The 25,612-nt window shown below is 64.6% G+C and carries 23 protein-coding genes; 18 read left to right on the top strand and 5 right to left on the bottom strand.

Going from position 1 to position 25,612, the window contains the following annotated elements; genetic code table 11:
- The first annotated feature begins 9 nt into the window (after positions 1-9).
- The 9 genes from RX330_RS09040 to RX330_RS09080 all read left to right on the top strand — a co-directional run bounded on the left by RX330_RS09040 (position 10) and on the right by RX330_RS09080 (position 12,577).
- A complete protein-coding gene (locus tag RX330_RS09040) occupies positions 10-1,116 on the top strand; it encodes an efflux RND transporter periplasmic adaptor subunit (RefSeq protein WP_212092124.1) in 1,107 nt (368 codons plus the stop codon).
- Between the two features lie 180 nt (positions 1,117-1,296).
- Positions 1,297-4,434, top strand: a complete 3,138-nt coding sequence (locus tag RX330_RS09045) for an efflux RND transporter permease subunit (RefSeq protein WP_317242771.1) — start codon at positions 1,297-1,299, stop codon at positions 4,432-4,434.
- Between the two features lie 34 nt (positions 4,435-4,468).
- Positions 4,469-5,068, top strand: a complete 600-nt coding sequence (locus RX330_RS09050; RefSeq protein WP_317242772.1) for a TetR/AcrR family transcriptional regulator — start codon at positions 4,469-4,471, stop codon at positions 5,066-5,068.
- Positions 5,069-5,244: 176 nt separating this feature from the next.
- Positions 5,245-5,868: a flavin reductase family protein gene (locus tag RX330_RS09055; protein WP_317242773.1), complete on the top strand. Its 624-nt coding sequence runs from the start codon at positions 5,245-5,247 to the stop codon at positions 5,866-5,868.
- 226 nt (positions 5,869-6,094) lie between these two features.
- Positions 6,095-8,362 (top strand): acyl-CoA dehydrogenase, encoded by a 2,268-nt coding sequence (locus RX330_RS09060; protein WP_317242774.1) that lies wholly within the window; start codon positions 6,095-6,097, stop codon positions 8,360-8,362.
- Entirely contained in the window at positions 8,362-9,645 is a 1,284-nt protein-coding gene (locus RX330_RS09065) for an acetyl-CoA C-acetyltransferase (protein ID WP_317242775.1), read from the top strand. Before RX330_RS09060 ends, RX330_RS09065 begins: the two co-directional genes overlap by 1 nt.
- A 2-nt stretch (positions 9,646-9,647) precedes the next feature.
- Positions 9,648-11,744, top strand: coding sequence for a 3-hydroxyacyl-CoA dehydrogenase NAD-binding domain-containing protein (locus RX330_RS09070; protein WP_317242776.1), 2,097 nt, complete (start codon positions 9,648-9,650; stop codon positions 11,742-11,744).
- A 7-nt stretch (positions 11,745-11,751) separates the two neighbouring features.
- Positions 11,752-12,162, top strand: a complete 411-nt coding sequence (locus RX330_RS09075; RefSeq protein WP_212089165.1) for an acyl-CoA thioesterase — start codon at positions 11,752-11,754, stop codon at positions 12,160-12,162.
- A gap of 223 nt (positions 12,163-12,385) precedes the next feature.
- Positions 12,386-12,577 (top strand): hypothetical protein, encoded by a 192-nt coding sequence (locus tag RX330_RS09080; RefSeq protein WP_212089167.1) that lies wholly within the window; start codon positions 12,386-12,388, stop codon positions 12,575-12,577.
- A gap of 225 nt (positions 12,578-12,802) precedes the next feature.
- Here RX330_RS09080 and RX330_RS09085 read toward each other — a convergent pair whose 3' ends face one another.
- The gene (locus RX330_RS09085; protein WP_317242777.1) at positions 12,803-13,255 is read right to left on the bottom strand and encodes a nuclear transport factor 2 family protein; all 453 of its coding nucleotides are present in this window, start codon (positions 13,253-13,255) and stop codon (positions 12,803-12,805) included.
- Positions 13,256-13,410: 155 nt separating this feature from the next.
- Here RX330_RS09085 and RX330_RS09090 point away from each other — a divergent pair, with 155 nt between their 5' ends.
- Positions 13,411-14,097 carry an HAD family hydrolase gene (locus RX330_RS09090; protein WP_317242778.1) on the top strand — a complete coding sequence of 229 codons (687 nt, stop codon included), beginning with the start codon at positions 13,411-13,413 and terminating at the stop codon, positions 14,095-14,097.
- A gap of 92 nt (positions 14,098-14,189) precedes the next feature.
- Positions 14,190-15,038 carry a DeoR/GlpR family DNA-binding transcription regulator gene (locus RX330_RS09095; RefSeq protein ID WP_317243864.1) on the top strand — a complete coding sequence of 283 codons (849 nt, stop codon included), beginning with the start codon at positions 14,190-14,192 and terminating at the stop codon, positions 15,036-15,038.
- A 2-nt stretch (positions 15,039-15,040) separates the two neighbouring features.
- Here RX330_RS09095 and RX330_RS09100 read toward each other — a convergent pair whose 3' ends face one another.
- A complete protein-coding gene (locus RX330_RS09100; protein WP_317242779.1) occupies positions 15,041-15,466 on the bottom strand; it encodes a type II toxin-antitoxin system VapC family toxin in 426 nt (141 codons plus the stop codon).
- Entirely contained in the window at positions 15,463-15,747 is a 285-nt protein-coding gene (locus RX330_RS09105) for a type II toxin-antitoxin system Phd/YefM family antitoxin (RefSeq protein WP_317242780.1), read from the bottom strand. The genes RX330_RS09100 and RX330_RS09105 overlap by 4 nt, the downstream gene beginning before the upstream one ends.
- Positions 15,748-15,978: 231 nt before the next feature.
- On the opposite strand from RX330_RS09105, the gene glpD reads away from it, so the two are divergent.
- The 7 genes from glpD (at position 15,979) to RX330_RS09140 (ending at position 23,621) form a co-directional block, all read left to right on the top strand.
- Entirely contained in the window at positions 15,979-17,529 is a 1,551-nt protein-coding gene (gene glpD, locus RX330_RS09110) for a glycerol-3-phosphate dehydrogenase (RefSeq protein ID WP_317242781.1), read from the top strand.
- A complete protein-coding gene (locus RX330_RS09115) occupies positions 17,526-18,602 on the top strand; it encodes an ABC transporter ATP-binding protein (RefSeq protein WP_317242782.1) in 1,077 nt (358 codons plus the stop codon). The genes glpD and RX330_RS09115 overlap by 4 nt, the downstream gene beginning before the upstream one ends.
- Positions 18,603-18,615: 13 nt before the next feature.
- Positions 18,616-19,701 carry an ABC transporter ATP-binding protein gene (locus tag RX330_RS09120; RefSeq protein ID WP_212089180.1) on the top strand — a complete coding sequence of 362 codons (1,086 nt, stop codon included), beginning with the start codon at positions 18,616-18,618 and terminating at the stop codon, positions 19,699-19,701.
- Complete coding sequence (locus tag RX330_RS09125) at positions 19,701-20,603, top strand: carbohydrate ABC transporter permease (RefSeq protein ID WP_317242783.1); 903 nt, start codon at positions 19,701-19,703, stop codon at positions 20,601-20,603. The genes RX330_RS09120 and RX330_RS09125 overlap by 1 nt, the downstream gene beginning before the upstream one ends.
- Complete coding sequence (locus RX330_RS09130) at positions 20,603-21,409, top strand: carbohydrate ABC transporter permease (RefSeq protein ID WP_317242784.1); 807 nt, start codon at positions 20,603-20,605, stop codon at positions 21,407-21,409. The genes RX330_RS09125 and RX330_RS09130 overlap by 1 nt, the downstream gene beginning before the upstream one ends.
- A gap of 9 nt (positions 21,410-21,418) precedes the next feature.
- On the top strand, positions 21,419-21,748 hold the full coding sequence (locus RX330_RS09135) for a DUF2160 domain-containing protein (RefSeq protein WP_212089186.1): 330 nt from the start codon (positions 21,419-21,421) through the stop codon (positions 21,746-21,748).
- A 130-nt stretch (positions 21,749-21,878) separates the two neighbouring features.
- On the top strand, positions 21,879-23,621 hold the full coding sequence (locus RX330_RS09140) for an ABC transporter substrate-binding protein (RefSeq protein ID WP_212090331.1): 1,743 nt from the start codon (positions 21,879-21,881) through the stop codon (positions 23,619-23,621).
- A gap of 187 nt (positions 23,622-23,808) precedes the next feature.
- Here the strand turns inward: RX330_RS09140 and RX330_RS09145 are convergent, their stop codons facing one another.
- Together RX330_RS09145 and RX330_RS09150 are read right to left on the bottom strand one after the other, a co-directional pair.
- On the bottom strand, positions 23,809-24,909 hold the full coding sequence (locus tag RX330_RS09145; RefSeq protein ID WP_317242785.1) for an alkene reductase: 1,101 nt from the start codon (positions 24,907-24,909) through the stop codon (positions 23,809-23,811).
- Between the two features lie 179 nt (positions 24,910-25,088).
- Positions 25,089-25,592: a DUF1993 family protein gene (locus tag RX330_RS09150; protein WP_212089190.1), complete on the bottom strand. Its 504-nt coding sequence runs from the start codon at positions 25,590-25,592 to the stop codon at positions 25,089-25,091.
- Positions 25,593-25,612 lie beyond the last annotated feature (20 nt).

A 25,612-nucleotide genomic window follows, 5' to 3' on the forward strand; every position in this document is an offset into this window, starting at 1 on the left:
TGTCCTTCGATGTTCGTCCGGTCTGTTTTGTCGAGCTATTCCAGGCTGTTGGCTGGCGTGTCGCTGGCTTTGATGGCGGCTTCGCTGGCCGGGTGTAATGACACCGTCGCCGAGAAGGCCGAGCCGCCGCGGCCGGTTCTGGTCGCGACCGCTCATTATGATGCAGAGACCCCGGAGCGCAGCTTCGTCGGTACCGTCAGGCCGCGGATCGAGAGCGACCTCGGCTTTCGCGTCGCCGGCAAAGTTGCAAAACGCCTTGTGGAAGTCGGCCAGACCGTCGAGATCGGCCAGCCGCTGGCCACCCTCGACGAGATCGATCTGAAGCTCCAGGCTGAGCAGGCGCTGGCCGAGCAGACCGCGGCAACCGGCGTGTTGGCCCAGGCCGCCGCCGCCGAGCAGCGCGCCAAGGACCTGAAGGCCAAGGGCTGGACCACGGACGCGCAGATGGATTCGAGCCGCGCCGCCGCGGACGAAGCCCGCGCGCGCCTGAACCGCGCTGAGCGCGCGCTCGAGCTGAGCAAGAATTCCCTTTCCTACGCGACGCTCAACGCCGACGCCCGTGGCGTCGTCACCGCAACGCTGATCGAGCCCGGCCAGGTGGTCGCCGCGGGCCAGGCTTCGATCCGCGTCGCCCGCTTTGCCGAAAAGGAAGCGGTCGTCGCGATCCCCGAGACGCTGGTTGGACGCGCCAAGTCGGGCGTCGCCAGCGTCACTCTTTGGTCCGAGCCGGGCAAGAAGTACACGGCCAAGCTGCGCGAGATCGCGCCGACGGCCGATCCGGCCACGCGCACCTATCTGGCGAAATTCTCGCTGCCCGAGGCCGACGACAAGGTCTCGCTCGGCATGACGGCGACCCTGACGCTGTCGGACGCCGCGACCGAGCGCGTGGCGCGGCTGCCGCTGTCGGCGCTGTTCAACGAAGGCGGCAAGCCGTCCTTCTACGTCGTCGACGACAACGGTGCGCTCACGCTGAAACCGGTGACGGTGAAGTCCTACGAGAGCGGCGACGTCGTCATCACCGGCGGTGTGGAAGAGGGCGCCAAGATCGTTGCCCTCGGCGTGCAGAAGCTCGATCCGGGCCAGCGGGTGCGGATCGTTTCGTCACTGTCCTTCTAAGTTTCTTACGAGTTACGTCGTGTGAGGAGAGTTTCGGCCTTTGTCCCTAAGCAGAGGCTGAAGCGGCGAAGCGATCCAGAATCTGCCCAGCCCCCTGGATTGCTTCGCTGCCTCGCGATGATGGTTTGAACAGAGCGGCTGTCCTTTTTAGGCAATTGGAACGTCCTTTCGGAGAGAGCGATGAAGCGCTTCAACCTTTCGGCCTGGGCCGTCAGCCACCCGACGCTGGTTCTCTTCCTTATGGTCATGCTCGGCGTCGCCGGCTACTTCTCCTATGAGAAGCTCGGCCGGGCCGAGGATCCGTTCTTCACGGTGAAGGTGGTCAACGTCTCCGTGCTGTGGCCGGGCGCGACCGCGCAGGAGATCCAGACCCAGGTCGCCGATCCCATCGAGAAGAAGATCCAGGAGCTGCCCTATTTCGAGAAGGTGCAGACCTATTCCAAGCCCGGCTTCACCGCGCTCCAGGTGACCTTTCGCGACAGCACCCCGCCGAAGGACGTGCCCTATCTCTTCTATCTGCTGCGCAAGAAGCTGGTCGACGTCCAGGGCCAGCTGCCGTCCGGCATCCTCGGCCCCGTCGTCAACGACGAGTTCTCCGACGTCGATTCCATCCTCTACATGATGACCGGCGACGGCGCCGACTACGCCCAGCTCAAGAAGATCTCCGAAGGCTTTCGCCAGCGCCTGCTGAAGGTGCCTGGTGTGACCAAGGTCGACGTCTACGGCAATCAGGACGAGCGCATCTTCGTCGAGTTCAGCCACGCCAAGCTCGCGACCCTCGGCATCACGCCGCAGGCGCTGTTCGATTCGCTCGCCAAGCAGAACAACGTGACGCCGGCCGGCACGGTCGAGACCTCCGCGCAGCGCGTGCCGCTGCGCGTCACCGGTGCGCTCGACGGCACCAAGGCCGTCGCCGAGACCCCGGTCGAGAGCAACGGCCGCGTGTTCCGCCTCGGCGACATCGCCACCGTCACCCATGGCTATGTCGATCCGCCGACCTTCGTCGTCCGCCAGGAAGGCAAGGCCGCGATCGGCATTGGTGTCGTCACCGCCAAGGGCGCCAACATCCTCGACCTCGGCAAGGAGGTCGAGAAGGCGACGGCCGACTTCATGAAGGCGGTCCCGCAGGGGATCGATGTCAAGCTGATCGCCGACCAGCCCAAGGTCGTCGAGCATGCCGTCGGCGAGTTCGTGCATTCCTTCATGGAAGCGCTCGTCATCGTGCTGTTCGTCTCGTTCCTGGCACTCGGCTGGCGCACCGGCATCGTGGTCGCGCTGTCGGTGCCCCTGGTGCTCGGCATCGTCTTCATCGTCATGAACATGATGTCGCTCGACCTGCACCGCATCACGCTGGGTGCGCTGATCATCGCACTCGGCCTGCTCGTCGACGACGCCATCATCGCGGTCGAGATGATGGTGGTGAAGATGGAGCAGGGCTGGGACCGCATGCGCGCGGCATCCTTTGCCTGGGAATCTACTGCGTTTCCGATGCTCACGGGAACGCTGGTCACGGCCGCTGGCTTCCTCCCCATCGGCTTTGCCAATTCCGCGGTCGGCGAATATGCCGGCAGCATCTTCTGGATCGTGGCGATCGCGCTGGTCGCCTCCTGGTTCGTGGCGGTGATCTTCACACCCTATATCGGCGTCAAGCTTCTGCCGGAGATGAAGGCGCACCACAATCACGATCCGCACGCGGTCTATGAGACCCGCATGTACCGCGGCTTGCGCGCCATCGTGCAATGGTGCGTCAACCACCGCATCACCGTGGTGGTTGCGACCGTCGGCGTCTTCATCGCCTCGGTCGTCGGCTTCGGTCAGGTCCAGCAGCAGTTCTTCCCGCTGTCGGAGCGGCCCGAGCTGTTCCTCCAGCTGCGCCTGCCCGAAGGCACCGCGTTCAACGTCACGGAAAAGGCGGTGAAGCAGGCCGAGACGCTGCTCAAGGACGACAAGGACATCGCGACCTATACCTCCTATGTCGGCCAGGGCTCGCCACGCTTCTGGCTCGGCCTCAATCCCCAGCTGCCGAACGAGGCCTTTGCCGAGATCGTCATCGTCGCCAAGGGCGTGGAGGCGCGCGAGCGGATCAAGGCCAAGATCGAGAGCGCGGCGGCCGAGGGCTTCCTGTCCCAGGCGCGCGTGCGCGTCGACCGCTTCAATTTCGGTCCGCCCGTTGGTTTCCCCGTCCAGTTCCGCGTGATCGGCCCCGACGCCAACAAGGTGCGCGAGATCGCTTATCAGGTCCGCGACGTCATGCGGCAGAACAAGAACGTCCAGGACGTCCAGCTCGACTGGAACGAGCAGTCGCCCTACCTCAAGCTCGTCGTCGACCAGGACCGCGCCCGCGCCATGGGCCTGACCCCGCAGGACGTCTCACAGGCGCTCGCGATGCTGATCTCGGGCGCGCAGGTCACGACCATCCGCGACGGCATCGAGAAGGTGGCCGTGGTCGCCCGCGCGGTCCCGTCCGAGCGTCTCGACCTCGGCGGCGTCGGCGATCTCACCATCACCTCGCGCAACGGCGTTGCCGTGCCGCTGCAGCAGATCGCCAAGATCGAATATGCCCACGAGGAGCCGATCATGTGGCGGCGTAACCGCGACATGGCGATCACCGTGCGCTCCGACGTCGTCGACGGCGTGCAGGCGCCCGACGTCACGGGCCAGATCACGCCGAAGCTGAAGCCGATCATGGACCACCTCGAGCCGGCCTACCGCATCGAGCCGGGCGGCGCGTTCGAGGAATCGGCCAAGGGCAACGCCTCGATCTTCGTCCTCTTCCCGCTGATGGTCATGGTGATGCTGACGCTGCTGATGATCCAGCTTCAGAGCTTCTCGCGCCTGATCCTGGTGTTCCTGACCGCACCGCTCGGCATCGTCGGCGCCTCCTTCGGCCTCAACGTCGCCAACGCCCCGTTCGGCTTCGTGGCGCTGCTCGGCCTGATCGCGCTCGCCGGCATGATCATGCGCAACACGGTCATCCTGGTCGACCAGATCGAGACCGACGTCTCCCAAGGCATGACCCGGCGCGAGGCGATCGTGGAGGCCACCGTCCGCCGCGCCCGCCCGGTGGTGCTGACGGCGCTCGCCGCGATCCTCGCCATGATCCCGCTGTCGCGCTCGGCGTTCTGGGGCCCGATGGCGATCACCATCATGGGCGGCCTGTTCGTCGCGACGTTCCTGACGCTGCTGTACCTGCCGGGCCTCTATGCACTTTGGTTCAGGAAGAGCCTGGACGAGGCGGGTACCCCCGAGCAGCCTGCCGCGCCGCAGCATGGGAGCAATGACCCGCATGCTATTCCGCTTGCTGAAGCGGCTGAATAAGTGAGATGAAGTACTGACAGACGAGTCCTGACAGATGGCCCTAATTTCGGAACATATCGAAAGCGACACCCGGGATCGTATTCTCGAGGTGGCGGAGCGGCTGTTCCGCCAGATCGGCTACCAGAAGACCACGGTGGGCGACATCGCCAAGGAGCTCAGGATGAGCCCCGCCAACGTGTATCGCTTCTTCGAATCGAAGAAAGCGATCCATCAGGCGGTGGCGCAGGGCTTGATGGGCGAGGTCGAGCTCGAGGTGCAACGGATCGTGGCGCGTCCCGGTCCGGTACTGGAGCGCTTCCGCGAGCTGCTGACCACCATCCATCGCATGAACACCGAGCGCTATGTCGGCGACAACAAGCTGCATGAGATGGTCGAGATCGCCATGGAGGAGGACTGGGACGTCTGCGTCAGCCACATGGAATGCATTGCCAGAATGATCGGCCAGGTGATCGCGCAAGGCGTGGCCTCCGGGGAATTCGAGGCGCCGGACCTGGAACTGGCTGCGCTCTGCTCGTGCACCGCGATGATGCGGTTCTTCCACCCCCAGATGATCGCCCAGTGTGCCACCAAGCCGGGCCCCAACATCAACCAGATGATCGATTTCGTCATCGCGGGTCTGTCGCCGCGCCACTGACGGACGGCCGGTTTCCCCGTATAAGATGTCCGGCACGCCCTCGAAGGGCGAAATGACGGGCAGTAGCGGATCAACAAACTCCGTCATCGCGAGCGCAGCGAAGCAAACCAGACCGTCTCCGCCGAGGGATTCTGGATTGCTTCGCTGCGCTCGCAATGACGAAAAGGAAGCAGCGCGTGACCGAAAAAGACCTCTATTTCTACGAGCCCTCCAAGGGCCACGGCCTCAAGCACGATCCCTTCAATGCCATCATCGCGCCGCGTCCGATCGGCTGGATCTCCTCTCGCGACACCAGGGGCCACGTCAATCTGGCGCCCTACAGCTTCTTCAATGCGTTCTGCTACGTGCCGCCGATCATCGGCTTCTCTTCCACCAACTGGAAGGACACGGTGGAGAACATCCAGCAGACCGGTGAGTTCGTCTGGAATCTCGCCACGATGGAGCTCGCCAAGCACATGAACGCGACCGCCGCGCATGTCGCTCCCGAGGTCGATGAGTTCGAGGTCGCGGGCCTCACCGCGGTGCCCGGCAGGCTCGTCAACGTGCCGCGCGTGGCCGAGAGCCCGGTCGCCTTCGAGTGCAAGGTGTCCGACATCGTCCGTCTCAAGGGCGCAGACGGCAAGGAAGCCGACGCCTGGCTGACGCTGGGCGAGGTGGTCGCCGTCCACATCGACAAGGCCATGATCAAGGATGGCGTCTACCAGACCGCCGCCGCCCACCCGATCGTCCGCGCCGGCCGCCGCGGCGATTATTTCGAGATCAAGCCGGAAAACATGTTCGAGATGGTGCGGCCGGATTAAGGCCGCCGCTTCGCTCTCGCCGCCGTCATTCCGGGGCTCGCGCTTCGCGTACTCCGGAATGACGTGGAGAGATCTCGCCTGCTCCCCTCCCGGAACTGCCCGCGCACCCTGGCCGTTATGGTCCGGGGGCCGCCCGGCCGCGTCAATTTTGCAGGCGAAGTGTTCGCCTCCGCGCGCCAGTTTCCGCTAAAATGCCCGACAACCGCGCCGATGCACGAGGTCAGCCATGAGCTTCCGCCGCGACACCCTGACAAAGCCGATCTTCTCCTGGGCACGCGGCGTGCTGCCGGCGATGTCCGACACCGAACGCGAGGCGCTGGAGGCGGGCGACGTCTGGTGGGACGCCGACCTCTTCACCGGCAACCCTGACTGGTCGAAGCTTCTGAAGATCCCGCAGGCGACGCTGACCAGCGAGGAGCAGGCCTTCCTGAACGGCCCAGTCGACGAGCTCTGCGCCATGCTCGACGAGTGGAAGATCTTCTGGGAATGGCGCGACCTGCCGCCGGACGTCTGGCACTTCGTCAAGCGCGAGAAATTCTTCGGCATGATCATCCCGAAGGAATTCGGCGGCCTCGGTTTCTCGCCCTATGCGCATTCGGAAGTCGTGCGCAAGATCTCGACGCGCTCGATCGCGGCGGCGGTCACGGTGATGGTGCCGAACTCGCTCGGGCCCGGCGAACTGCTGATGCGCTTCGGCACGAAGGAGCAGCAGGCGCGCTGGCTACCGCGGCTCGCCGACGGCCGTGACATTCCCTGCTTCGGCCTCACCAGCCCCGAAGCCGGCTCTGACGCGGCCTCGATGATCGACACCGGCATCATCTGCAAGGGCGAGTTCGAGGGCCGCGAAGTCCTCGGCCTCAGGCTCAACTGGCACAAGCGTTACATCACGCTCGGCCCGGTCGCGACGCTCCTGGGTCTCGCCTTCAAGGCCTCTGATCCCGATCATCTCGTCGGTGATCAGGAAGAGCTCGGCATCACTGTGGCCCTGATCCCGACCAATTTGCCCGGCGTCGAGATCGGCCAGCGCCATCTGCCGTCGATGCAGGTGTTCCAGAACGGCCCGAACCGAGGGCGCGACGTCTTCATTCCGCTCGACTACGTCATCGGCGGCAAGGAGCGGCTGGGGCAGGGCTGGAAGATGCTGATGACGGCGCTGGCCGCCGGCCGCGGCATCTCGCTGCCGTCGCTCTCTGCTGCGGGTGCCGCCTATGCGGCGCGCACCACCGGCGCCTATGCCCGCATCCGCGAGCAGTTCGGCATCTCCATCTCTAAGTTCGAAGGCGTCGAGGAGCCGCTCGCGCGCATCGTCGCGACAGCCTATCAGCTCGATGCAGCACGTCGGCTGACCTGCGCGGCGCTCAATGCCGGCGTTCATCCCGCCGTCATCTCCGGCATCATGAAGCTGCATGCGACCGAGCGGATGCGGACCGCGATCGACGATGCCATGGACATCCATGGCGGCAAGGCCGTGATCGACGGCCCGCAAAACTATCTCGGCAATCTGCACCGCGCCGTGCCGGTCGGCATCACGGTGGAAGGCGCCAACATCCTGACCCGCAACCTCATCGTGTTCGGCCAGGGCGCCATCCGTGCGCATCCCTATCTGCTCGACGAAATGAATGCGCTCGCCGACACCGATCGCGACCGCGGGCTCACCGCGTTCGACAAAGCGTTCTGGAAGCATGTCGGCCACAGCTTCCGGACCCTGTTCCGCGCGTTCGGCCGGAGCTGGACCTTTGGCGCGTTCGCGCTGGCGCCCGATGCTGGCGATGCCACCCCATTCTATCGCCAGCTCTCGCGCTATTCCGCCGCCTTCGCGCTCTGCGCCGACATGGCGCTGCTGACGCTCGGCGGCGCGCTCAAGCGCAAGGAGATGCTGTCGGCGCGCTTTGGCGACATCCTGTCTGAACTTTATCTGCTCTCGGCTGCGCTGAAGCGCTGGCAGGACGAGGGCCGGCAGAAGGAGGACTTTGCCGCGCTGGAATGGTGCATGGCGACGGGCTTCAAGACCATCGAGAACCGGTTCGCCGAGATCCTCGCCAATCTACCGAACCGCTTCGTCGCCGCCTTCCTCAAGCTCGTGGTCCAGCCGTTCGGCGCCCGCGTCCTCGGCCCCTCCGACCGCGTCGTGCACCAATGCGCCGGCATCGTGCTGGAGCCCTCGGCGGCGCGTGAGCGGTTGACGCCCGATTTGGCCCATGTCGATGACGACGGCGGCTTTGCCCGGCTGGAGCGCGCCTTCAAGTTGGTCGCTGGCACGGACGCCATCGCCAAGCGCATGCGCGCGGCGCATGTTCGCAACTGGGAGGAAGCTGTCGCCAAAGGCGTGATCACGCAGGCCGAGGGCGAGCAAATCTCTGCCGCCCGCAAAGCCGTCAACGAAGTGATCGAGGTCGACGATTTCGCCCCGGAGGCCCTGTCGCCGATTTACAGGAAAGCCGGCGACGTGCATCAGTTCTTCCAGGAACTCGGTGAACAGAGGGCGGCGAGCTGATGGCACGACCGGTTTTCATCGTCGACGGCAGTCGCACGCCGTTCCTGAAGGCGCGCTCGGGGCCGGGGCCGTTCACGCCGGTCGATCTCGCCGTGCAATGCGGCCGGCCGCTGCTGGCGCGCCAGCCGTTCTCTCCAACTGATTTCGACCAGGTCATCCTCGGCTGCGTCAATGTGATCGCCGATGAGATGAACCCGGCCCGTGTCGCCACGCTCCGCCTCGGCATGGGCGAGGACATGGTCGCCTTCACCGTGCAGATCAATTGCGGCTCCGGCATGCAGTCGATCGACACCGCCTATCGCTACATCCGCGAGGGCCATGCCGACATGGTCCTCGCTGGAGGCACCGAGGCGCTGAGCCACGCGCCGCTGGTCTGGCCCAATTCGGGCGTGCGCTGGTTCGCCGGCCTCGCCACGGCCAAGGGCATGGCCGCGAAGCTCGCTGCCGCGTTCAAGCTGCGGCCGCGCTATCTCAAGCCGATCATCGGCCTCGAACGCGGGCTGACCGATCCGATCACCGATCTGAACATGGGCCAGACTGCCGAGGTCGTCGGCCATCTCTTCGGCATCACCCGCGCACAGTCCGATGCCTATGCCGCCGAAAGCCACCGCAGGCTGGCGCATGCGCAAGGCGCGGGCTTCCTCAAGGGCGAGGTCGAGACCGTGTTCGCGCGCGACGGAAAATTCTTTGATCACGACGACGGCGTGCGCCCGGACTCCACGGCCGAGACGCTGGCAAAGCTGAAGCCGGTGTTCGAGCGCCCCTGGGGCCAGGTCACCGCCGGCAATTCCTCGCAGATCACCGATGGCGCCTCCTGGGTGATCCTCGCCTCCGACGCCGCGGTCGCAAAGCACAAGCTGACGCCGAAAGCCGCGATCGTCGACAGCAACTGGGCCGCGCTCGATCCCGGCATTATGGGACTCGGCCCGGTGATGTCGGCAACGCCGCTGCTCCGGCGCAACGGCCTGACCCTTCACGACGTCGAGACCTGGGAGCTGAACGAGGCCTTTGCCACGCAAGTGCTCGGCTGCCTCGCCGCCTGGAACGACGACAAATTCTGCCGCGAGATCCTCGGTCTCGACGGCGCGGCCGGTGAGATCGATCGTGGCAAGCTCAACGTCGATGGCGGCGCGATCTCGCTCGGCCATCCCGTCGGCACCTCCGGCAACCGCATCGTGCTGCATCTCGTCAACGCGATGAAGCGGCTGGGAACGCGTCGCGGTGTTGCGACCGAGTGCATCGGTGGCGGGCTAGGTGGGGCCATGCTGATCGAGGCGGTGTGACCATGGATTCCAAGATCATGACCGCGCTCGCGGATCGCGTGCTGACGCTCGGGCCCACGCCCGCGCCCGACAGCCCGTACAGGCACTTCAAGCTGACGCGCGATGCCGACGGGGTCGCCTGGCTCTTGTTCGATCGCACCGATGCCAGCGCCAACACGCTCTCCTCCGAGGTGATGGAGGAATTCGACGCCGTGCTCGCGGCAATCGAAACTGAGCGTCCCGCCGGTCTCGTGATCCGCTCCGCAAAACCGTCCGGCTTCATCGCGGGCGCCGACGTCAACGAATTCCGTGGCGCGTCCGATCCCGACATGGTGGAAACGCGCATCCGCGCCGCGCATGCGGTGATCGACCATCTGGAAGCCTTGAGGTTGCCGACGGTCGCGGTCATCCACGGCTTCTGCCTCGGCGGCGGGCTCGAGGTCGCGCTGGCCTGCCAATCGCGGATCGCCATCGACGGCGCGCGCTTCGGCTTCCCGGAGGTGATGCTGGGTCTGCATCCCGGCCTCGGCGGCACTGCGCGCTTCACCGCGCTGGTCAATCCGGTCCAGTCGATGTCCCTGATGCTGACCGGGCGCACCATCGACGCGCGCCGCGCCAGATCCCTCGACCTCGTCGACACCGTGACGCAGGAGCGCCACGTTCGTAACGCGGTGAAGGATGCGCTGTTTGGCCGACTGAAGCGGGCGCGGCCAGGCTTGCTGACGCGCGCGGCGAATGTCGGCCTCGTCCGCGGGCTGCTTGCCAAGCGTATGCGCTCGGAGGCGGCGAAGGCCGCATCCCGCGAGCATTATCCGGCGCCTTACGCGCTGATCGACCTATGGGAGACCCATGGCGGCAGCAAGGCCGCGATGCTGAAGGCGGAGCAGGCTTCCTTCGCCAGGTTGATGGTGACCCCGACCGCCCAGAACCTGATCCGCGTCTTCTTCCTGCGCGAGCAGATGAAGAAGGCCGCAGGCAGCGGCAACTCCATCAAACACGTCCATGTCATCGGCGCCGGCGCCATGGGCGGCGACATTGCAGCTTGGGTTGCAGGGCAGGGGCTGCGCGTCTCGCTCGCCGACATGAAGGCGGAGCCGATTGCGGGCGCGGTGAAGCGCGCCAATGAGCTCTACGGCAAGATCATCCGCAATCCGACCGACGTGCGCGACGCGCTGGATCGCCTCATCCCCGACATGAACGGGGAGGGCGTGCGCAGCGCCGATCTCATCATCGAGGCGGTGCCGGAGAAGCTCGAGCTCAAGCAGAAGGTCTATGCCAGCATAGAGCCTCGGATGAAGCCGGGCGCGATCCTCGCGACCAACACGTCGAGCATTCCGCTCCAGGATCTGCGAACCACGCTGGCGCGACCGGAGCGGCTGGTCGGCCTGCATTTCTTCAATCCGGTGTCGCGGTTGCAATTGGTCGAGGTCGTCAGCCATGACGGCGATGACCCGCAGGTGCTGAAGCAGGCGCTCGCCTTCGTCGGTGCGATCGACCGGCTGCCACTGCCTGTGAAGAGCTCTCCGGGCTTTCTCGTCAACCGCGCGCTGACGCCGTACATGCTGGAGGCGATGGTGATGCTGGACGAGAAGATCGACCAGCGCCTGATTGACGCGGCGGCCGAGCAGTTCGGCATGCCGATGGGGCCGATCGAACTCGCCGATCAGGTCGGGCTCGACATCTGCCTCGACGTCGGTGACATGCTGCGCACCAAGTTCGGCGATCTCCTGCCGCCGACGCCGGCCTGGTTGCGCGAGAAAGTCGCCAAGGGCGAGCTCGGCCGCAAGACCGGCAAGGGCTTCTACACCTGGAAGGACGGCAAGGCGGAGAAGGCGCCGCTCCCCGAGACCGGCCCGCGCGTCACCGATCAGATGATCGACCGCCTGGTGCTACCGATGTCCAATGTCTGCGTCGCTGCGCTGCGCGAGGGCATCGTCGATGATGCCGATGCCGTCGATGGCGCCATGATCTTCGGCACCGGTTATGCACCATTCCGCGGTGGTCCGCTGAACTACGCGCGTACGCGTGGCCCGGAAAATGTCGTATCGACCTTGCGCGGGCTGGCCGAGCGATTCGGCGCGCGCTTTGCGCCCGATCCGGGCTGGGACAATTTCAGGTGAAACCGGCATGAACGAACATGCGAATACCGGGCCGGGCGGCGATCTGTGCATCCGCACGCTGGCGATGCCTGCCGATACCAACGCCAATGGCGACATCTTCGGCGGCTGGCTGCTGAGCCAGATGGATGTCGGCGGCGGCGTGTTTGCGTCAAAGGCCGCGAAGTCGCGTACCGTGACGGTTGCGATCGAGGCGATGAATTTTCGCAAGGCGGTCTATGTCGGCGATCTCGTGTCGGTCTACGCCAATCTCGTCCGCGTCGGCCGTACCTCGCTCACCGTGCATCTGGAAGCCTGGGCGCTTCGCCGCGGCGAAGAGCATCCGTTCCTCGTCACCGACGGCAACTTCACCTACGTCTCGATCGACGAGCACGGGCGCCCGCAAGCGGTTCGTCCGACCGGCACGACGATAGCGACGTAGTCGCGCGCGACGCTCTGCCTCGTCTCGCGAACGCGTGCAGCGCCGTCAAACGCGGCGCGACTGAGTCATCCTCGTCGCGGCTTCGCCAAGAACCAGTCATAAAACGGATGAGGTCCCGGCGTACTCAGTTGCATGTCGATTCGGGGTGGAAACGGCCTCAAATGCCTGGGGAACCTTTGGGCAGGAGCACCGTTATTTGCCCGCACTGAGGAATCCACGGACCATGCCGGACAGCTACATCATCGAAGTCGATTCGCAGACCGCAGGTATCGTCGTTCGTTCTTCCGGAGGCTATTGCTTCTTCGCCTCCTCCCAGCGCTTCAACCGCCTCGAAGGACAGCTCTTCCGCAATGCGCGCGAAGCCGAGCGCGCTGCGCGCAAGCTGGTGAACGGTGATGTGAAGGAGGCGGCGTAAGCGCCGCACTCGTCAGTCCGGGGCGCGCGAAGCGCGGTCGGAATTTTTTGCCGCCCGGGAATGCTGTCGACCCTTCTCACCTTGTGGGAGTGGCGCGAAGCGCCGGATGAGGGGTTGCCTCAGCACACTCTATTGTGAGAGGTCTCGCAGAGAGAACCGCTCACCCGTCTCGCCGCTCGCGGCGAGCCACCCTCTCCCACAGGGGGAGAGGGCAAGCGTCGTTGCTCACAATTTCGTTGCGGCGCGCGACAAGAGCTTCCACTCGTCGCCCTGCTTCTGCCAGTTCATCAGGATGTGAAGGTTGGTCGATACTTTTTTCCCGTCGGCCGCCATCTCCTGCTCGCCCAACCAGTGGAAGCGGACGATCGCGGCGGGGCCGACCACCTTGATGGTCGGGTCCTTGTACTCGATCGACAGGAATTTCGACTTGCCGTCGGTGGCGTTGGCGATGAAGGTCGCCTTGTCCTCGACCTTGCCGCTGGAATGGCTGTAGCTGAGATCGTCCCAGCATAGCGCGCCGAGCGCCTTCGGATCGGCCGCGATCTGGGCGAGGCGGAAGGCCTCGACTTTCTTCGCCACGGCCTCCTCGTCGGCCGAGGCCGCCAGCACCGGTGTTGCGAGCGCAAGCGCGGAGACGGCAAGGGTCGAGAGAGCCAGATCGCGTCGGTTGATCGTCATCGTTTCCTCCTTTTTGATCTTGCGGCGAGTGTTGCAGCCGCGCGCGACTTTGTCGAGTGGTGCAGATGTCGTCATCTGCATGCGTCGTTGCGCGGTTGAAGCCATATTGATACGTCTCGCGCATCAATGCGCCGCGGATTTGGGAAAGTACGGAAATGATCGAAGCCAAAACGGAAGCGATGGGCAGGGCCTTGCTGTTCGACATCGATGGTACGCTGGCCGACACCGACCCTCTGCACTTGAAGGCCTTCAACCAGGTGCTCGGCCCTCACGGCCATGTGTTCGATCACGCGCGCTTCTCCAGGGAGCTGCAAGGTTTCGCCAATGTCGCGATCGGCGAGCGCTTTCTGCCCCACGAGGCGCCGGAGCGGCGCGCCCTGATCCTCGATGAGAAGGAAGAGGTCTTCCGTACGCTCGTGGCCGGGCAGATCACTCCGCTTCCGGGCCTGATGGCATTGCTCGACCGGGCCGACAGCGCCGGCATTCCCATGGTGGCCGTGACCAATGCGCCGCGTCTCAACGCCGAGCTGCTGCTCTCCGGCCTCGGCATCACGCATCGCTTCAAGGCCCTCGTGATCGGCGCGGAGCTGCCGCACGGCAAGCCGCATCCGCTGCCCTATCAGGAAGGGCTGCGCTTCGTCGGTGCGAGCGCAGAGGCCTCGATCGCATTCGAAGATTCCCGCACCGGCGTGCAATCGGCCACGGCGGCCGGAATTCCAACCGTCGGCATCCGGACCAGCCTCAGTCATGCTGACCTGGTGGGCGCCGGCGCGGTCACGTCCGCCAGCGCCTTCGACGATCCGGCGCTGCTGACACGCCTCGCGAGCGCCATGGCGTGGTGAGGAGCCGCGTCCGTTAACCGTGATCGGCGCGCGCATTGACCGCAGCTGCAAACCGCCGCACCATGCATCATTCTGAATTCGAGGCCGTTGCCGTGACCGGATTGACCCATCGCCAAGCCGAAATCCTCAACATCGCGCGCGCTTCCGGCCGTGTCATGGTCGAGGAACTCGCGCGCCGGTTCGAGGTCTCGGCACAGACCATTCGCAAGGATCTCAACGATCTCTGCGAGCGGAGATCGCTGACGCGTATCCATGGCGGTGCCATCATCGCCTCCGGCGTGGAGAACCTCGCCTATGAGGCGCGGCGCTTCGTCGCCGCCGACGAGAAGAAGGCGATCGGGGCTGCGGCGGCCTCGCTGATCCCGAACGGCTGCTCGCTCTTCATCAACATCGGCACCACGACGGAGGAGGTTGCGAGCGCGCTGACCTCGCATGAGGACCTGCTCGTCATCACCAACAACCTCAATGTCGCGATGCTGCTGTACCGCCATCCCCGCATCGAGGTGGTGGTCGCCGGCGGCACGGTGCGGCGCGCCGACGGCGCCGTGGTCGGCTCGACCGCGACGCAACTGATCGGACAGTTCAAGGTCGACTACGCCATCATCGGCGCGTCCGCGATCGACGAGGAGGGCGCGCTGCTCGACTTCGACTATCGCGAGGTGCAGGTTGCGCAGGCCATCATCGCCAATGCCCGCAGCGTCATGCTGGTCGCCGATTCCACCAAGCTGCGCCGCAGCGCGCCGGTGCGGATCGCCCATATCACGCAGATCCAGACCTTCGTCACCGACCAGGAGCTGCCCGAGCGCCTCGCCACCATCTGTCACAGCAAGGGCATCGAGGTGATGGCGGCAATGCCGAAGGAGGCGGGGGAAATCGATGATGCGCAGGCCGAAGCGCATGATACGGTGCCCGAGGCGGCGCCCGTGGTCAGGCTGAGGTAGGACTAGACATCGTCCCACGGGTTGAGCAGCGGGACGCCGAACGCCGCAAAATCGTTCACATTGCGCGTGGCGAGCGTGAGGTGGTGCGCGAGTGCAGTCGCCGCAAAGAAGCCGTCCATGACAGACAGCGCGACGCCGCTTCTCCGGCTCTGCGCCATGAGGTCGCCCCAGCGCTCGGCCACGGCGTAGTCGATGGGCAAGACACGTTCTGCAAATCGCGCTGGGAGATCGTGGGCAAGCCAGGCGGCCAGCGCCGTGCGGCGCCGGCCATCCTCCAGCAACGCGACGCCGCGGCGAAGCTCGGCGATCGACGCAACGCTGATGAAGGCACGATCCTCGTCGATCGTATCCAGCCAAGCCAAGACTTTCGGCGAAGGCGCGGGACGCCGAATCTCTGACAGCACATTGGTGTCGAGCAGCAGGTTCACGGCATCTCGTCGCGGGGCGCGTCGTGCACTCGTTCAAGTTCGAGATCGACGCCGCGAAGCGGCGACGCCAGCAGGAATTCGGCCAGCGTGCCTTTGCGTGCAGTCTTGCGAGCCCATTCCTCGGCTGAGACGACAACCGCGTTGGGCTTGCCATGTCGTGTGATGACCTGGGGGCCGGCTTGAGCGCGATCAATCACCTCGGACAACCGCGCCTTGGCGTTGGCCAGCGTCCAGGTGTCATCGGCCAGAAGTCCGTGAGGTGCAGTGTGGCGATCGGTCATGCGCGCGGAACCAGAATGACTAAAATGACTATAATTCTTCGGCACTGACCAATCAAGAGCACTGTTGCATCCCCAGTTGCCAAATCGGTCGCACATTATTGTCGCTTCTTGCTCATCAAAATAGTTCTGCTTTCACTTCCCTCCGCCTCTCTTTCATCTTGCTTTCGTTTTTCGGTATGATCTAATCAAAAACGAAAGTAGCCGCTCGAAGGAACGGGCGGTCGTCAGGGGATGCGTCTGTTGGAGCGTATTTTCGACCTCGCCATCATCGGAGGCGGTGTTAACGGCTGCGGCATCGCGCGCGACGCGGTGGGCCGCGGCAACACGGTTTTCCTGTGTGAGATGAACGATCTGGCGAGCGGGACGTCGTCCTGGTCGACCAAGCTGGTGCATGGCGGCCTGCGCTATCTCGAATATTACGAGTTTCGCCTGGTTCGCGAGGCACTGATCGAGCGCGAGATCCTCTGGGGCATCGCGCCTCACATCATCCGTCCCCTGCGTTTCGTTTTGCCGCATCATGCCGGCCTGCGTCCCGCCTGGCTGCTGCGCCTGGGCCTTTTCCTCTACGACCACATCGGCGGCCGTCATCTGCTGCCCGCCACGCGCTCGGTCGATCTTGGGCGTGATGAGGTCGGCAAGCCGCTGATCCCGAATCGCTACAGCCGCGCGTTCGAATATTCCGACTGCTTCGTCGATGACGCCCGCCTTGTCGTGCTCAACGCACGCGATGCCGCCGACAAGGGCGCCGAGATCCGTACCCGCACCCGCGCCAGCGAGATCCGCCAGTCCGACGGCCTCTGGACTGTCGGCATGGTCAACACGCTGACCGGCGAGCGCTCACAGATCCAGGCCCGCGCGCTGGTCAATGCCGGCGGCCCCTGGGTCGAGGACGTGCTCGGCCGCGGCGCCGGCGTCAACGCGAAGGCCAAGGTGCGCCTGGTACAGGGCTCGCACATCGTGGTCAGGAAGCTCTATGACCACGACCGCGCCTACATGTTCCAGAACGCAGACGGCCGCATCATCTTCGTGATCCCGTACCAGGACGATTTCACGCTGATCGGCACCACCGACCGCGACTATGACGGCGATCCCGCCAAGGTGAAGGCGACGGCTGAGGAGATCCAGTATCTCTGCACGGCGGCGAGCGAATATCTGGCCAAGCCGGTGACGCCGGACGACGTCGTCTGGACCTATTCCGGTGTCCGCCCGCTCTATGACGACGGCGCCAGCGAAGCCAAGGCCGCTACGCGCGACTACGTGTTCGAGCTCGACACGCCCGGCGGTGTGCCGCTGCTCTCGATCTATGGCGGCAAGATCACGACCTATCGCCGCCTCGCCGAAGAAGCGCTGGAGCGGCTCGCGCCTTATCTCCGTAGCGCAAAGGCGCGGGAGGGCTGGACCGGAAAATGGCCGCTGCCCGGCGGCGACATGAATGTGTCCGACATCGACGGGCTGATCGCCGAGCTCCAGCGTGGCTATCCCTTCCTCAGTCACGAACATGCGCGCCGTCTCGCCCGCGCCTATGGCACAAAGGCCGTCAAGCTGCTCGGCGACGCGAAATCGGCGGCCGATCTCGGCCAGTCCTTTGGTGCGACGTTGACCGAGCGTGAGGTCCGCTACCTCATGGCCAATGAATGGGCCGTGACCGCCGAAGACGTCGTCTGGCGCCGTTCCAAGCTCGGCCTGCGACTATCTGCCGATGAGATCGGAACGCTTGACGACTGGATCAGGATCCACGCCGTGCCGCAAACTCCCCTGATGGAAGCGGGAGGACGCTCATGACCGTGACGCTTGATCATGTGACCCGGACAGTCGAGGGTATTCCACATATCCGCGACGTCTCGCTGACGCTCGAGAGCGGGACCCTCAACGTGCTGCTCGGCCCGACACTGTCGGGCAAGACCTCGATCATGCGGCTGCTCGCCGGGCTCGACAAGCCGACCACGGGCAAGGTGATCGTGAACGGCAAGGACGTCACGGGCGCCGACGTGCGCCGGCGTTCGGTCGCGATGGTCTATCAGCAGTTCATCAATTACCCCTCGCTCACGGTCTACGAGAACATCGCCTCGCCCCTGCGCGTGCAAGGCAAGCCGCGCGACGAGATCGAGGCGCGGGTGGCGGAGGCCGCAAAGCTGCTGCGGCTCGAGCCGTTCCTGAAGCGCACGCCGCTCCAGCTCTCCGGCGGCCAGCAGCAGCGCACCGCGATCGCGCGCGCGCTGGTCAAGGGCGCCGATCTCGTGCTGCTCGACGAGCCGCTCGCCAACCTCGATTACAAGCTGCGCGAGGAGCTGCGCGCCGAGCTGCCGCGCATCTTCGAGGCTTCCGGCGCGATCTTCGTCTACGCCACGACCGAGCCGACCGAGGCGCTGCTGCTCGGCGGCAATACGGTGTGCATGTGGGAAGGTCAGGCGCTTCAGATCGGCGAGACCACCAACGTCTACCGCCGCCCGCAGACCTTGCGCGTCGCCCAGGTGTTCTCGGATCCGCCGCTCAATCTTGTCGGCATCGAGAAGAAGAACGGCTCCGTGCAATATGCCGGCGGCACCGCTTCGCCGGCCTCGGGGCTCTATTCGTCGCTGGCCGACGGCGCCTATCGCGTCGGCTTCCGCGCCCATCAGCTCGCGCTTGCCAATGGCGAGGCCGACCGCCACGCCTTCCATGCCACGGTGACGGTGACCGAAATCACCGGTTCGGAGAGTTTCGTGCATCTGACCCGCGACGGATCGAACTGGGTGGCGGTGCTGCACGGCGTGCACGAGTTCGAGCCGGGCCAGACGCTCGACGCCGTGCTCGATCCCAACGACGTTTTTGTCTTCGATGCGGCTGACCGTCTGGTCGCCGCACCCGGATCCTGAGGAGGCATGCGCCATGGCCCGCATTGACCTCGTCGATCTCGCCCATTCCTACGGCGGCAATGATGCGCCGCAGGAGAGCTTTGCGTTGAAGCCGGTCACCATGACCTGGCGGCAGGGCGGCGCCTATGCGCTGCTCGGCCCCTCCGGCTGCGGCAAGACTACGCTGCTCAACGTCATCTCCGGCATCATCACGCCGTCTCGGGGGAAAATCCTGTTCGACGGCAAGGACATCACACCGCTGTCAACCCAGAAGCGCAACATCGCCCAGGTGTTCCAGTTTCCGGTGATCTACGACACCATGACGGTGGGTGAGAATCTGGCGTTTCCGCTGAAGAACCGCGGCGTGCCGAAGCCCGAGATCGACAAGCGCGTCGCCGAGATCGGCCGCCTGCTCGATCTCGAACCCTATCTGAACCGCAAGGCGACGCGCCTCACGGCCGATGCGAAGCAGAAGATCTCGCTCGGCCGCGGCCTCGTCCGCTCCGACGTCGCCGCCGTGCTGTTCGACGAGCCGCTGACGGTGATCGATCCCGAGTTGAAATGGCAGCTCCGCTCCAAGTTGAAAGCGTTGCATCGCGAGCTCGACCTCACGATGATCTACGTCACCCACGACCAGACCGAGGCGCTGACCTTCGCCGACACCGTGGTCGTCATGCATGACGGCCGCGTCGTGCAGAGCGGCACGCCGGCGGAGCTGTTCGACAAGCCGGCGCACACCTTCGTCGGCTATTTCATCGGCTCGCCCGGCATGAACATCCTGCCGGCCGAGGTGAGAGGACGCGAGGCCAATGTCGGCGGCCATGTCATCGCGCTCAACCGCGCTTACGACAATCTGCCTGCCGATGCCAAGATCGAGATCGGCGTCCGTCCCGAATTCGTCGAGGTCGTCGCGCCTGCGCCCGGTCTGCTCACCGCAAGGATCGAGCGCCTCGACGATCTCGGCCGCATCCGTTTTGCGCGAGCGCGCTTCGGCGACGCCAAGCTTGCGGCGCGCGCGCCCGCGGGGTTCACCAGCTCGGACGGCATGGCCGGACTGAAATTCGACCCGTCGCATGTCCACGTCTACGCCGACAGCCTTCTGGTGGAGGGAGCCGTCTGATGGACAAGACCGTCAATCAAAAAGCCTGGTTTCTGGTGCTGCCGGTGTTTCTGGTCGTCGCCTTCTCGGCGGTGCTGCCGCTGATGACGGTGGTGAACTATTCGATGCAGGACACCTTCGGCAACAACCAGTTCTTCTGGAACGGGGTCGGCTGGTTCAAGGAATTGCTCGATCCCTCGACCGATCTCGGCGGCCGCTTCCTCGCCTCGCTCGGGCGCAATCTGTTCTTCTCGATGGTGATCCTCGCGATCGAGGTGCCGCTCGGCATCGTCGTCGCGTTGTCGATGCCGCGCCAGGGCTGGACGGTGGCGGCCTGCCTCGTCATCCTCGCTCTGCCGTTGCTGATTCCGTGGAACGTGGTCGGCACGATCTGGCAGATCTTCGGGCGTCCCGATATCGGCCTGCTCGGCTATGTCCTGAACGCCATCGGCATCGACTACAATTACGTCTCCAACGAGATCGATGCCTGGGTCACCGTCATCGTGATGGACGTCTGGCACTGGACCAGCCTCGTCGCGCTGCTGTGCTATGCCGGCCTGAAGTCGATCCCGGAAGCCTATTACCAGGCCGCCCAGATCGACGGCGCCTCGCGCTGGGCCGTGTTCAAGGCGATCCAGCTGCCGAAGATGAACCGCGTGCTCCTGATCGCGGTGCTGCTGCGCTTCATGGACAGCTTCATGATCTACACCGAGCCGTTCGTGGTGACCGGCGGCGGGCCGGGCAATTCCACGACGTTCGTGTCGATCGAGCTGGTCAAGATCGCGCTCGGCCAGTTCGACCTCGGCAAGGCGGCGGCGCTGTCGCTGGTCTACAACCTCATCATCCTGATCGTCTGCTGGATCTTCTACACCGTCATGACCAATGCGGGCGCCGAGCGGAAGCCCCAGGAAGGAGCCGTGTGATGCACTCGATCCCCGGCCGCCGCCTCATCATGGGGCTGTTCCTGATCTTCCTGATGCTGCCGATCTACTGGCTCGTCAACATGAGCTTCAAGACCAATGCCGAGATCGTCTCGACGATGACGCTGTGGCCGCACACGCCGACGCTCCAGCACTACAAGCGCATCTTCACGGACGAGAGCTGGTATTCCGGCTACATCAACTCGCTGACTTACGTCGTCCTCAACACCATCATCTCGATCTCGGTGGCGCTGCCGGCGGCCTACGCATTCTCGCGCTACCGCTTCCTCGGCGACAAGCACCTGTTCTTCTGGCTCTTGTCGAACCGCATGGCACCGGCCGCGGTCTATGCCCTGCCGTTCTTCAACCTCTATTCGGCGATCGGCCTGTTCGATACGCCCTGGGCGGTTGCGCTCGCGCACTGCATCTTCAACGTGCCGCTGGCGGTGTGGATCCTGGAAGGCTTCGTCTCCGGCGTGCCGCGCGAGATCGACGAGACAGCCTTCCTCGACGGCTATTCCTTTCCGCGCTTCTTCATCAAGATCCTGGTGCCGTTGATCGCGAGCGGCATCGGCGTGGCCGCCTTCTTCTGCTTCATGTTCTCCTGGGTCGAGCTTCTGCTCGCGCGCACGCTGACCTCCGTGCATGCAAAGCCGATCGCAGCGATCATGACGCGCACTGTGTCGGCGGCCGGCATGGATTGGGGCCTGCTCGCCGCCGCCGGTGTGCTCACCATCATTCCAGGGGCGCTCGTGATCTGGTTTGTCCGCAATTACATTGCGAGCGGTTTTGCGCTCGGCCGGGTGTAGGAGGTTTTGATGGAGTCCATCGCATGGATGGCCTGGACGCTGCCGACCGCGATCTTCTTTGCGGCGCTCGCCTGCACGCTGGCGGTGATGACATGGCTTGCCGCGGTCTACCCCGAGGCCGAGCGCGTCGGTGTGTTGCGCATTCCGACCACGCGCGGTGATCGCCTGTTCATCTCGCTGATCACGGCGGCGGTCATCCACCTCGCCTGGATTGGCCTCGTCGGCACTGACGCGATCGCCACGGTGCCGATCGGCGAGGAGGGATTCGAGATTTCGAGCCTGTGGCTCGCAAGTGGAATTTCGCTGGCTGCGGCCGTGCTCATTTTTCGCACGGTCTGAAGTTTGCGAAGGGACGGCCAGATCCGGGACCAACCCGGGCCTGTATAAAAGTTTGTCGCTGCAACGGAGGAACAATATGCGACAGTTTAGGAGAAGGAAAGGTCCATTGACCAAGAATAGTTTTCTGACCATGTCCAGCGCCGCTGCGATCGTTGCAGTGTCGCTCGCTCTCTCGGCGCCGGTTCGCGCCGCCGACGAGGCCGCGATCCAGAAGTGGATCGCGGAATTCACGCCCTCGACGCTGTCGAAGGAAGACCAGAAGAAGGAGCTGGAGTGGTTCGCCAAAGCCGCCGAGCCGTTCAAGGGCATGGAGATCAACGTCGTCTCCGAGACCATCACGACCCACGAATACGAGGCGCAGACGCTGGCGAAAGCGTTCTCCGAGCTCACGGGCATCAAGCTCAAGCACGACCTCATCCAGGAAGGTGACGTCGTCGAGAAGCTGCAGACCCAGATGCAGTCCGGCAAGAACGTCTATGACGGCTGGATCAACGATTCCGACCTGATCGGCACGCACTTCCGCTACGGCCAGACCATCGCGCTGTCGGACTACATGACCGGCGAGGGCAAGGACGTCACCAATCCGATGCTCGACGTCAACGACTTCATCGGCAAGTCGTTCGGCACGGGTCCGGACGGCAAGCTCTACCAGCTGCCCGACCAGCAGTTCGCCAACCTCTACTGGTTCCGTTACGACTGGTTCACCAACGCGGACTACAAGGCCAAGTTCAAGGCGAAGTATGGCTACGAGCTCGGCGTGCCCGTGAACTGGTCCGCCTATGAGGACATCGCCGAGTTCTTCACCAACGACATCAAGGAGATCAACGGCGTCAAGGTCTATGGCCATATGGACTATGGCAAGAAGGACCCCTCGCTCGGATGGCGTTTCACCGACGCGTGGCTGTCGATGGCCGGCAACGGTGACAAGGGCATTCCGAACGGTCTGCCGGTCGACGAATGGGGCATCCGCATGGAAGGCTGCCGTCCGGTCGGCTCCTCGGTCGAGCGTGGTGGCGACACCAACGGACCGGCGGCGGTCTACTCGATCACCAAGTATCTCGAGTGGATGAAGAAGTATGCGCCGCCGCAGGCGCAGGGCATGACCTTCTCCGAGTCCGGTCCCGTGCCGGCCCAGGGTAACATCGCCCAGCAGATGTTCTGGTACACCGCCTTCACCGCCGACATGGTGAAGCCCGGCATCGCCGTGATGAACGCGGACGGTACGCCGAAATGGCGTATGGCTCCGTCGCCGCACGGCTCGTACTGGAAGGAAGGCATGAAGCTCGGCTATCAGGACGCGGGCTCGCTCACGCTCCTGAAGTCCACTCCGCCGGATCGCCGCAAGGCCGCCTGGCTCTATCTCCAGTTCATCGTCTCGAAGTCGGTGTCGCTGAAGAAGAGCCATGTCGGTCTCACCTTCGTCCGTGAATCCGACATCTGGGACAAGTCGTTTACGGAACGTGCGCCGAAGCTCGGCGGCCTGGTCGAGTTCTACCGCTCGCCGGCGCGCGTGCAGTGGACCCCGACCGGCAACAACGTGCCCGACTATCCGAAGCTCGCGCAGCTGTGGTGGCAGAACATCGGCGATGCGTCGTCCGGTGCGAAGACGCCGCAACAGGCGATGGATGCTCTCGCCGCGGCCCAGGACTCCGTCATGGAGCGCCTGGAGAAGTCCGGCGTGCAGGGCGCCTGCGGTCCGAAGCTCCACAAGAAGGAGAAGCCGGAGTACTGGTTCGCGAAGGCCGAGAAGGACGGCACCATCGCGCCCCAGCGCAAGCTCGCCAACGAGAAGCCGAAGGGCGAGACGGTCGACTACGACACCCTGATCAAGTCGTGGCCGGCCACCCCGCCCAAGCGCGCGGAAGCGAAGTAAGCGGCGCGCGACGTCACCAAATGCGAAGGGCCGGGAGCGATCCCGGCCTTTTTGTTTTTGGTGAGTTCGCTGCGCTGTCTCCACACCGTCATTGCGAGCGAAGCGAGCAATCCAGAGCCTTCCCGCCGCGGCAGTCTGGATTGCTTCGTCGCAAGAGCTCCTCGCAATGACGCGGAGAGAGTTGATTTTACTCCGCCGGTTCGGCCGCCAGCGTCGGGTAATCCGTATACCCCTTCGCGCCGCCGCCGTAGAACGTGGTCTTGTCCCAGTCGTTCAGCGCTGCGCCCTGCTTCAGTCGCTCGACGAGGTCGGGATTGGAGATGAAGGGCTTGCCGAAGGCGATGAGGTCGGCTGCGTTCGCGTCCAGCACCTTGGTGGCGAGATCGAAATCGTAACCGTTGTTGGCGATGTAGGCGCCGGTGAAGCGCTTGCGCAATGACGCATAGTCGAACGGCGCGACGTCGCGGGGGCCGCCGGTGGCGCCTTCGACGACGTGGAGATAGACCAGCTTGAGCGCGCCGAGACCGTCGACGATGTGGTCGTACAGGGCCTGCGGGTTGGAATCCGAGATGTCGTTGGCCGGCGTCACCGGCGAGATGCGGATGCCGGTACGATTCGCTCCGGCTTCGGCCACGACGGCCTTGGAGACCTCCAGCATCAGCCGCGCGCGGTTCTCGATCGAGCCGCCATAGGCGTCCGTGCGCTTGTTGGTGCCGTTCTTGGCGAACTGCTCCAGCAGGTAGCCGTTGGCACCGTGGATCTCGACGCCGTCGAAGCCGGCCTCGAGCGCATTCCTCGTCGCGCGCTTGAAGTCGTCGATGATTCCCGGAATCTCGGAAAGCTCGAGCGCGCGGGGTTCGGAAACATCGGCAAAGCCGCCATTCACGAACGTCTTGCCCTTGGCGCGGATCGCGCTCGGCGCCACCGGGGCGGCGCCATTCGCCTGGAGGTCGACATGCGAGATACGGCCGACATGCCAGAGCTGGATGAAGATCTTGCCGCCGCGCTCATGCACGCGGTCGGTGACTTTGCGCCAGCCGGCGGCCTGCTCCTTGCTGTAGATGCCGGGCGTGTCCTGGTAGCCTTGCCCTTGCTGCGAGACCTGGCTCGCTTCGGTGATCAGAAGCCCTGCGGAGGCGCGCTGACCGTAATAGTCGGCTGCGAGGGCGCCGGGGACGAACGTGCCGGGAACGGCGCGGTTGCGCGTCAGCGGCGCCATCACGAAGCGGTTCGCAAGCGTGATCGGACCGAGCTTATAGGTCTCAAACAATTTGGTTGGACGGCTCATTGGCAATGTTTCCAGCAGTGAGGGGTCTGGAACAGTTGTGCATTGCGATATCCAACGCAAGGGAGGAGCCATACGGAAAGCGCAGGCGACCTACGCGGCAAATCCCGCGTAGCATAATTCATGTGCAATTCCGGCCGCGACAGTCGATTTCAGCTGTCGCGACCGTGCGATTTCGCAAGTCAGTTCGCGCCCATGAAATCGCGCTTGCCGATCTCGACGCCGTTGTGGCGCAAAATGCCGTGGGCGGTCGCGCAGTGGAAATAGAAGTTCGGCAGCGAGAACGCGCTCAGGAATTGCTGGCCCTTCATGGTGATGGATTTGTCCGGTCCGGCCGGGAAGGTGACGTCTTTGGTGTCGGCACCCTCGAACTGCTCCGGCTTGAACGACTTCACGTAGTCGATGGTCTTTGCCAGTCGCTGCTTCAACTCCGCAAAGCTGGTTTCGGTGTCGGGGGTCGCGGGCACCTCGCTATGCGTCAGTCGCGCGCAGCCCTTGGCGGCGAAGTCGCTGACGAGCTGGACCTGCTTGGACAGCGGCAGCATGTCCGGGAAAAGGCGCGAGCCGAGCAGGACGCTGGGGTCGATCTTCCTGGCCGCGCAATGCGCCTCGGCCTTGGTGAGCAGGCCGGTGACGCTGTTCAGCATTTGCAGATAGGCCGGGACGGCCGCGTCGTAGAAGGACATGTGATGCTCGCTTGTGAATG

This window comes from Bradyrhizobium sp. NDS-1, assembly GCF_032918005.1.
In the GTDB taxonomy this organism is placed as follows: domain Bacteria; phylum Pseudomonadota; class Alphaproteobacteria; order Rhizobiales; family Xanthobacteraceae; genus Bradyrhizobium; species Bradyrhizobium tunisiense.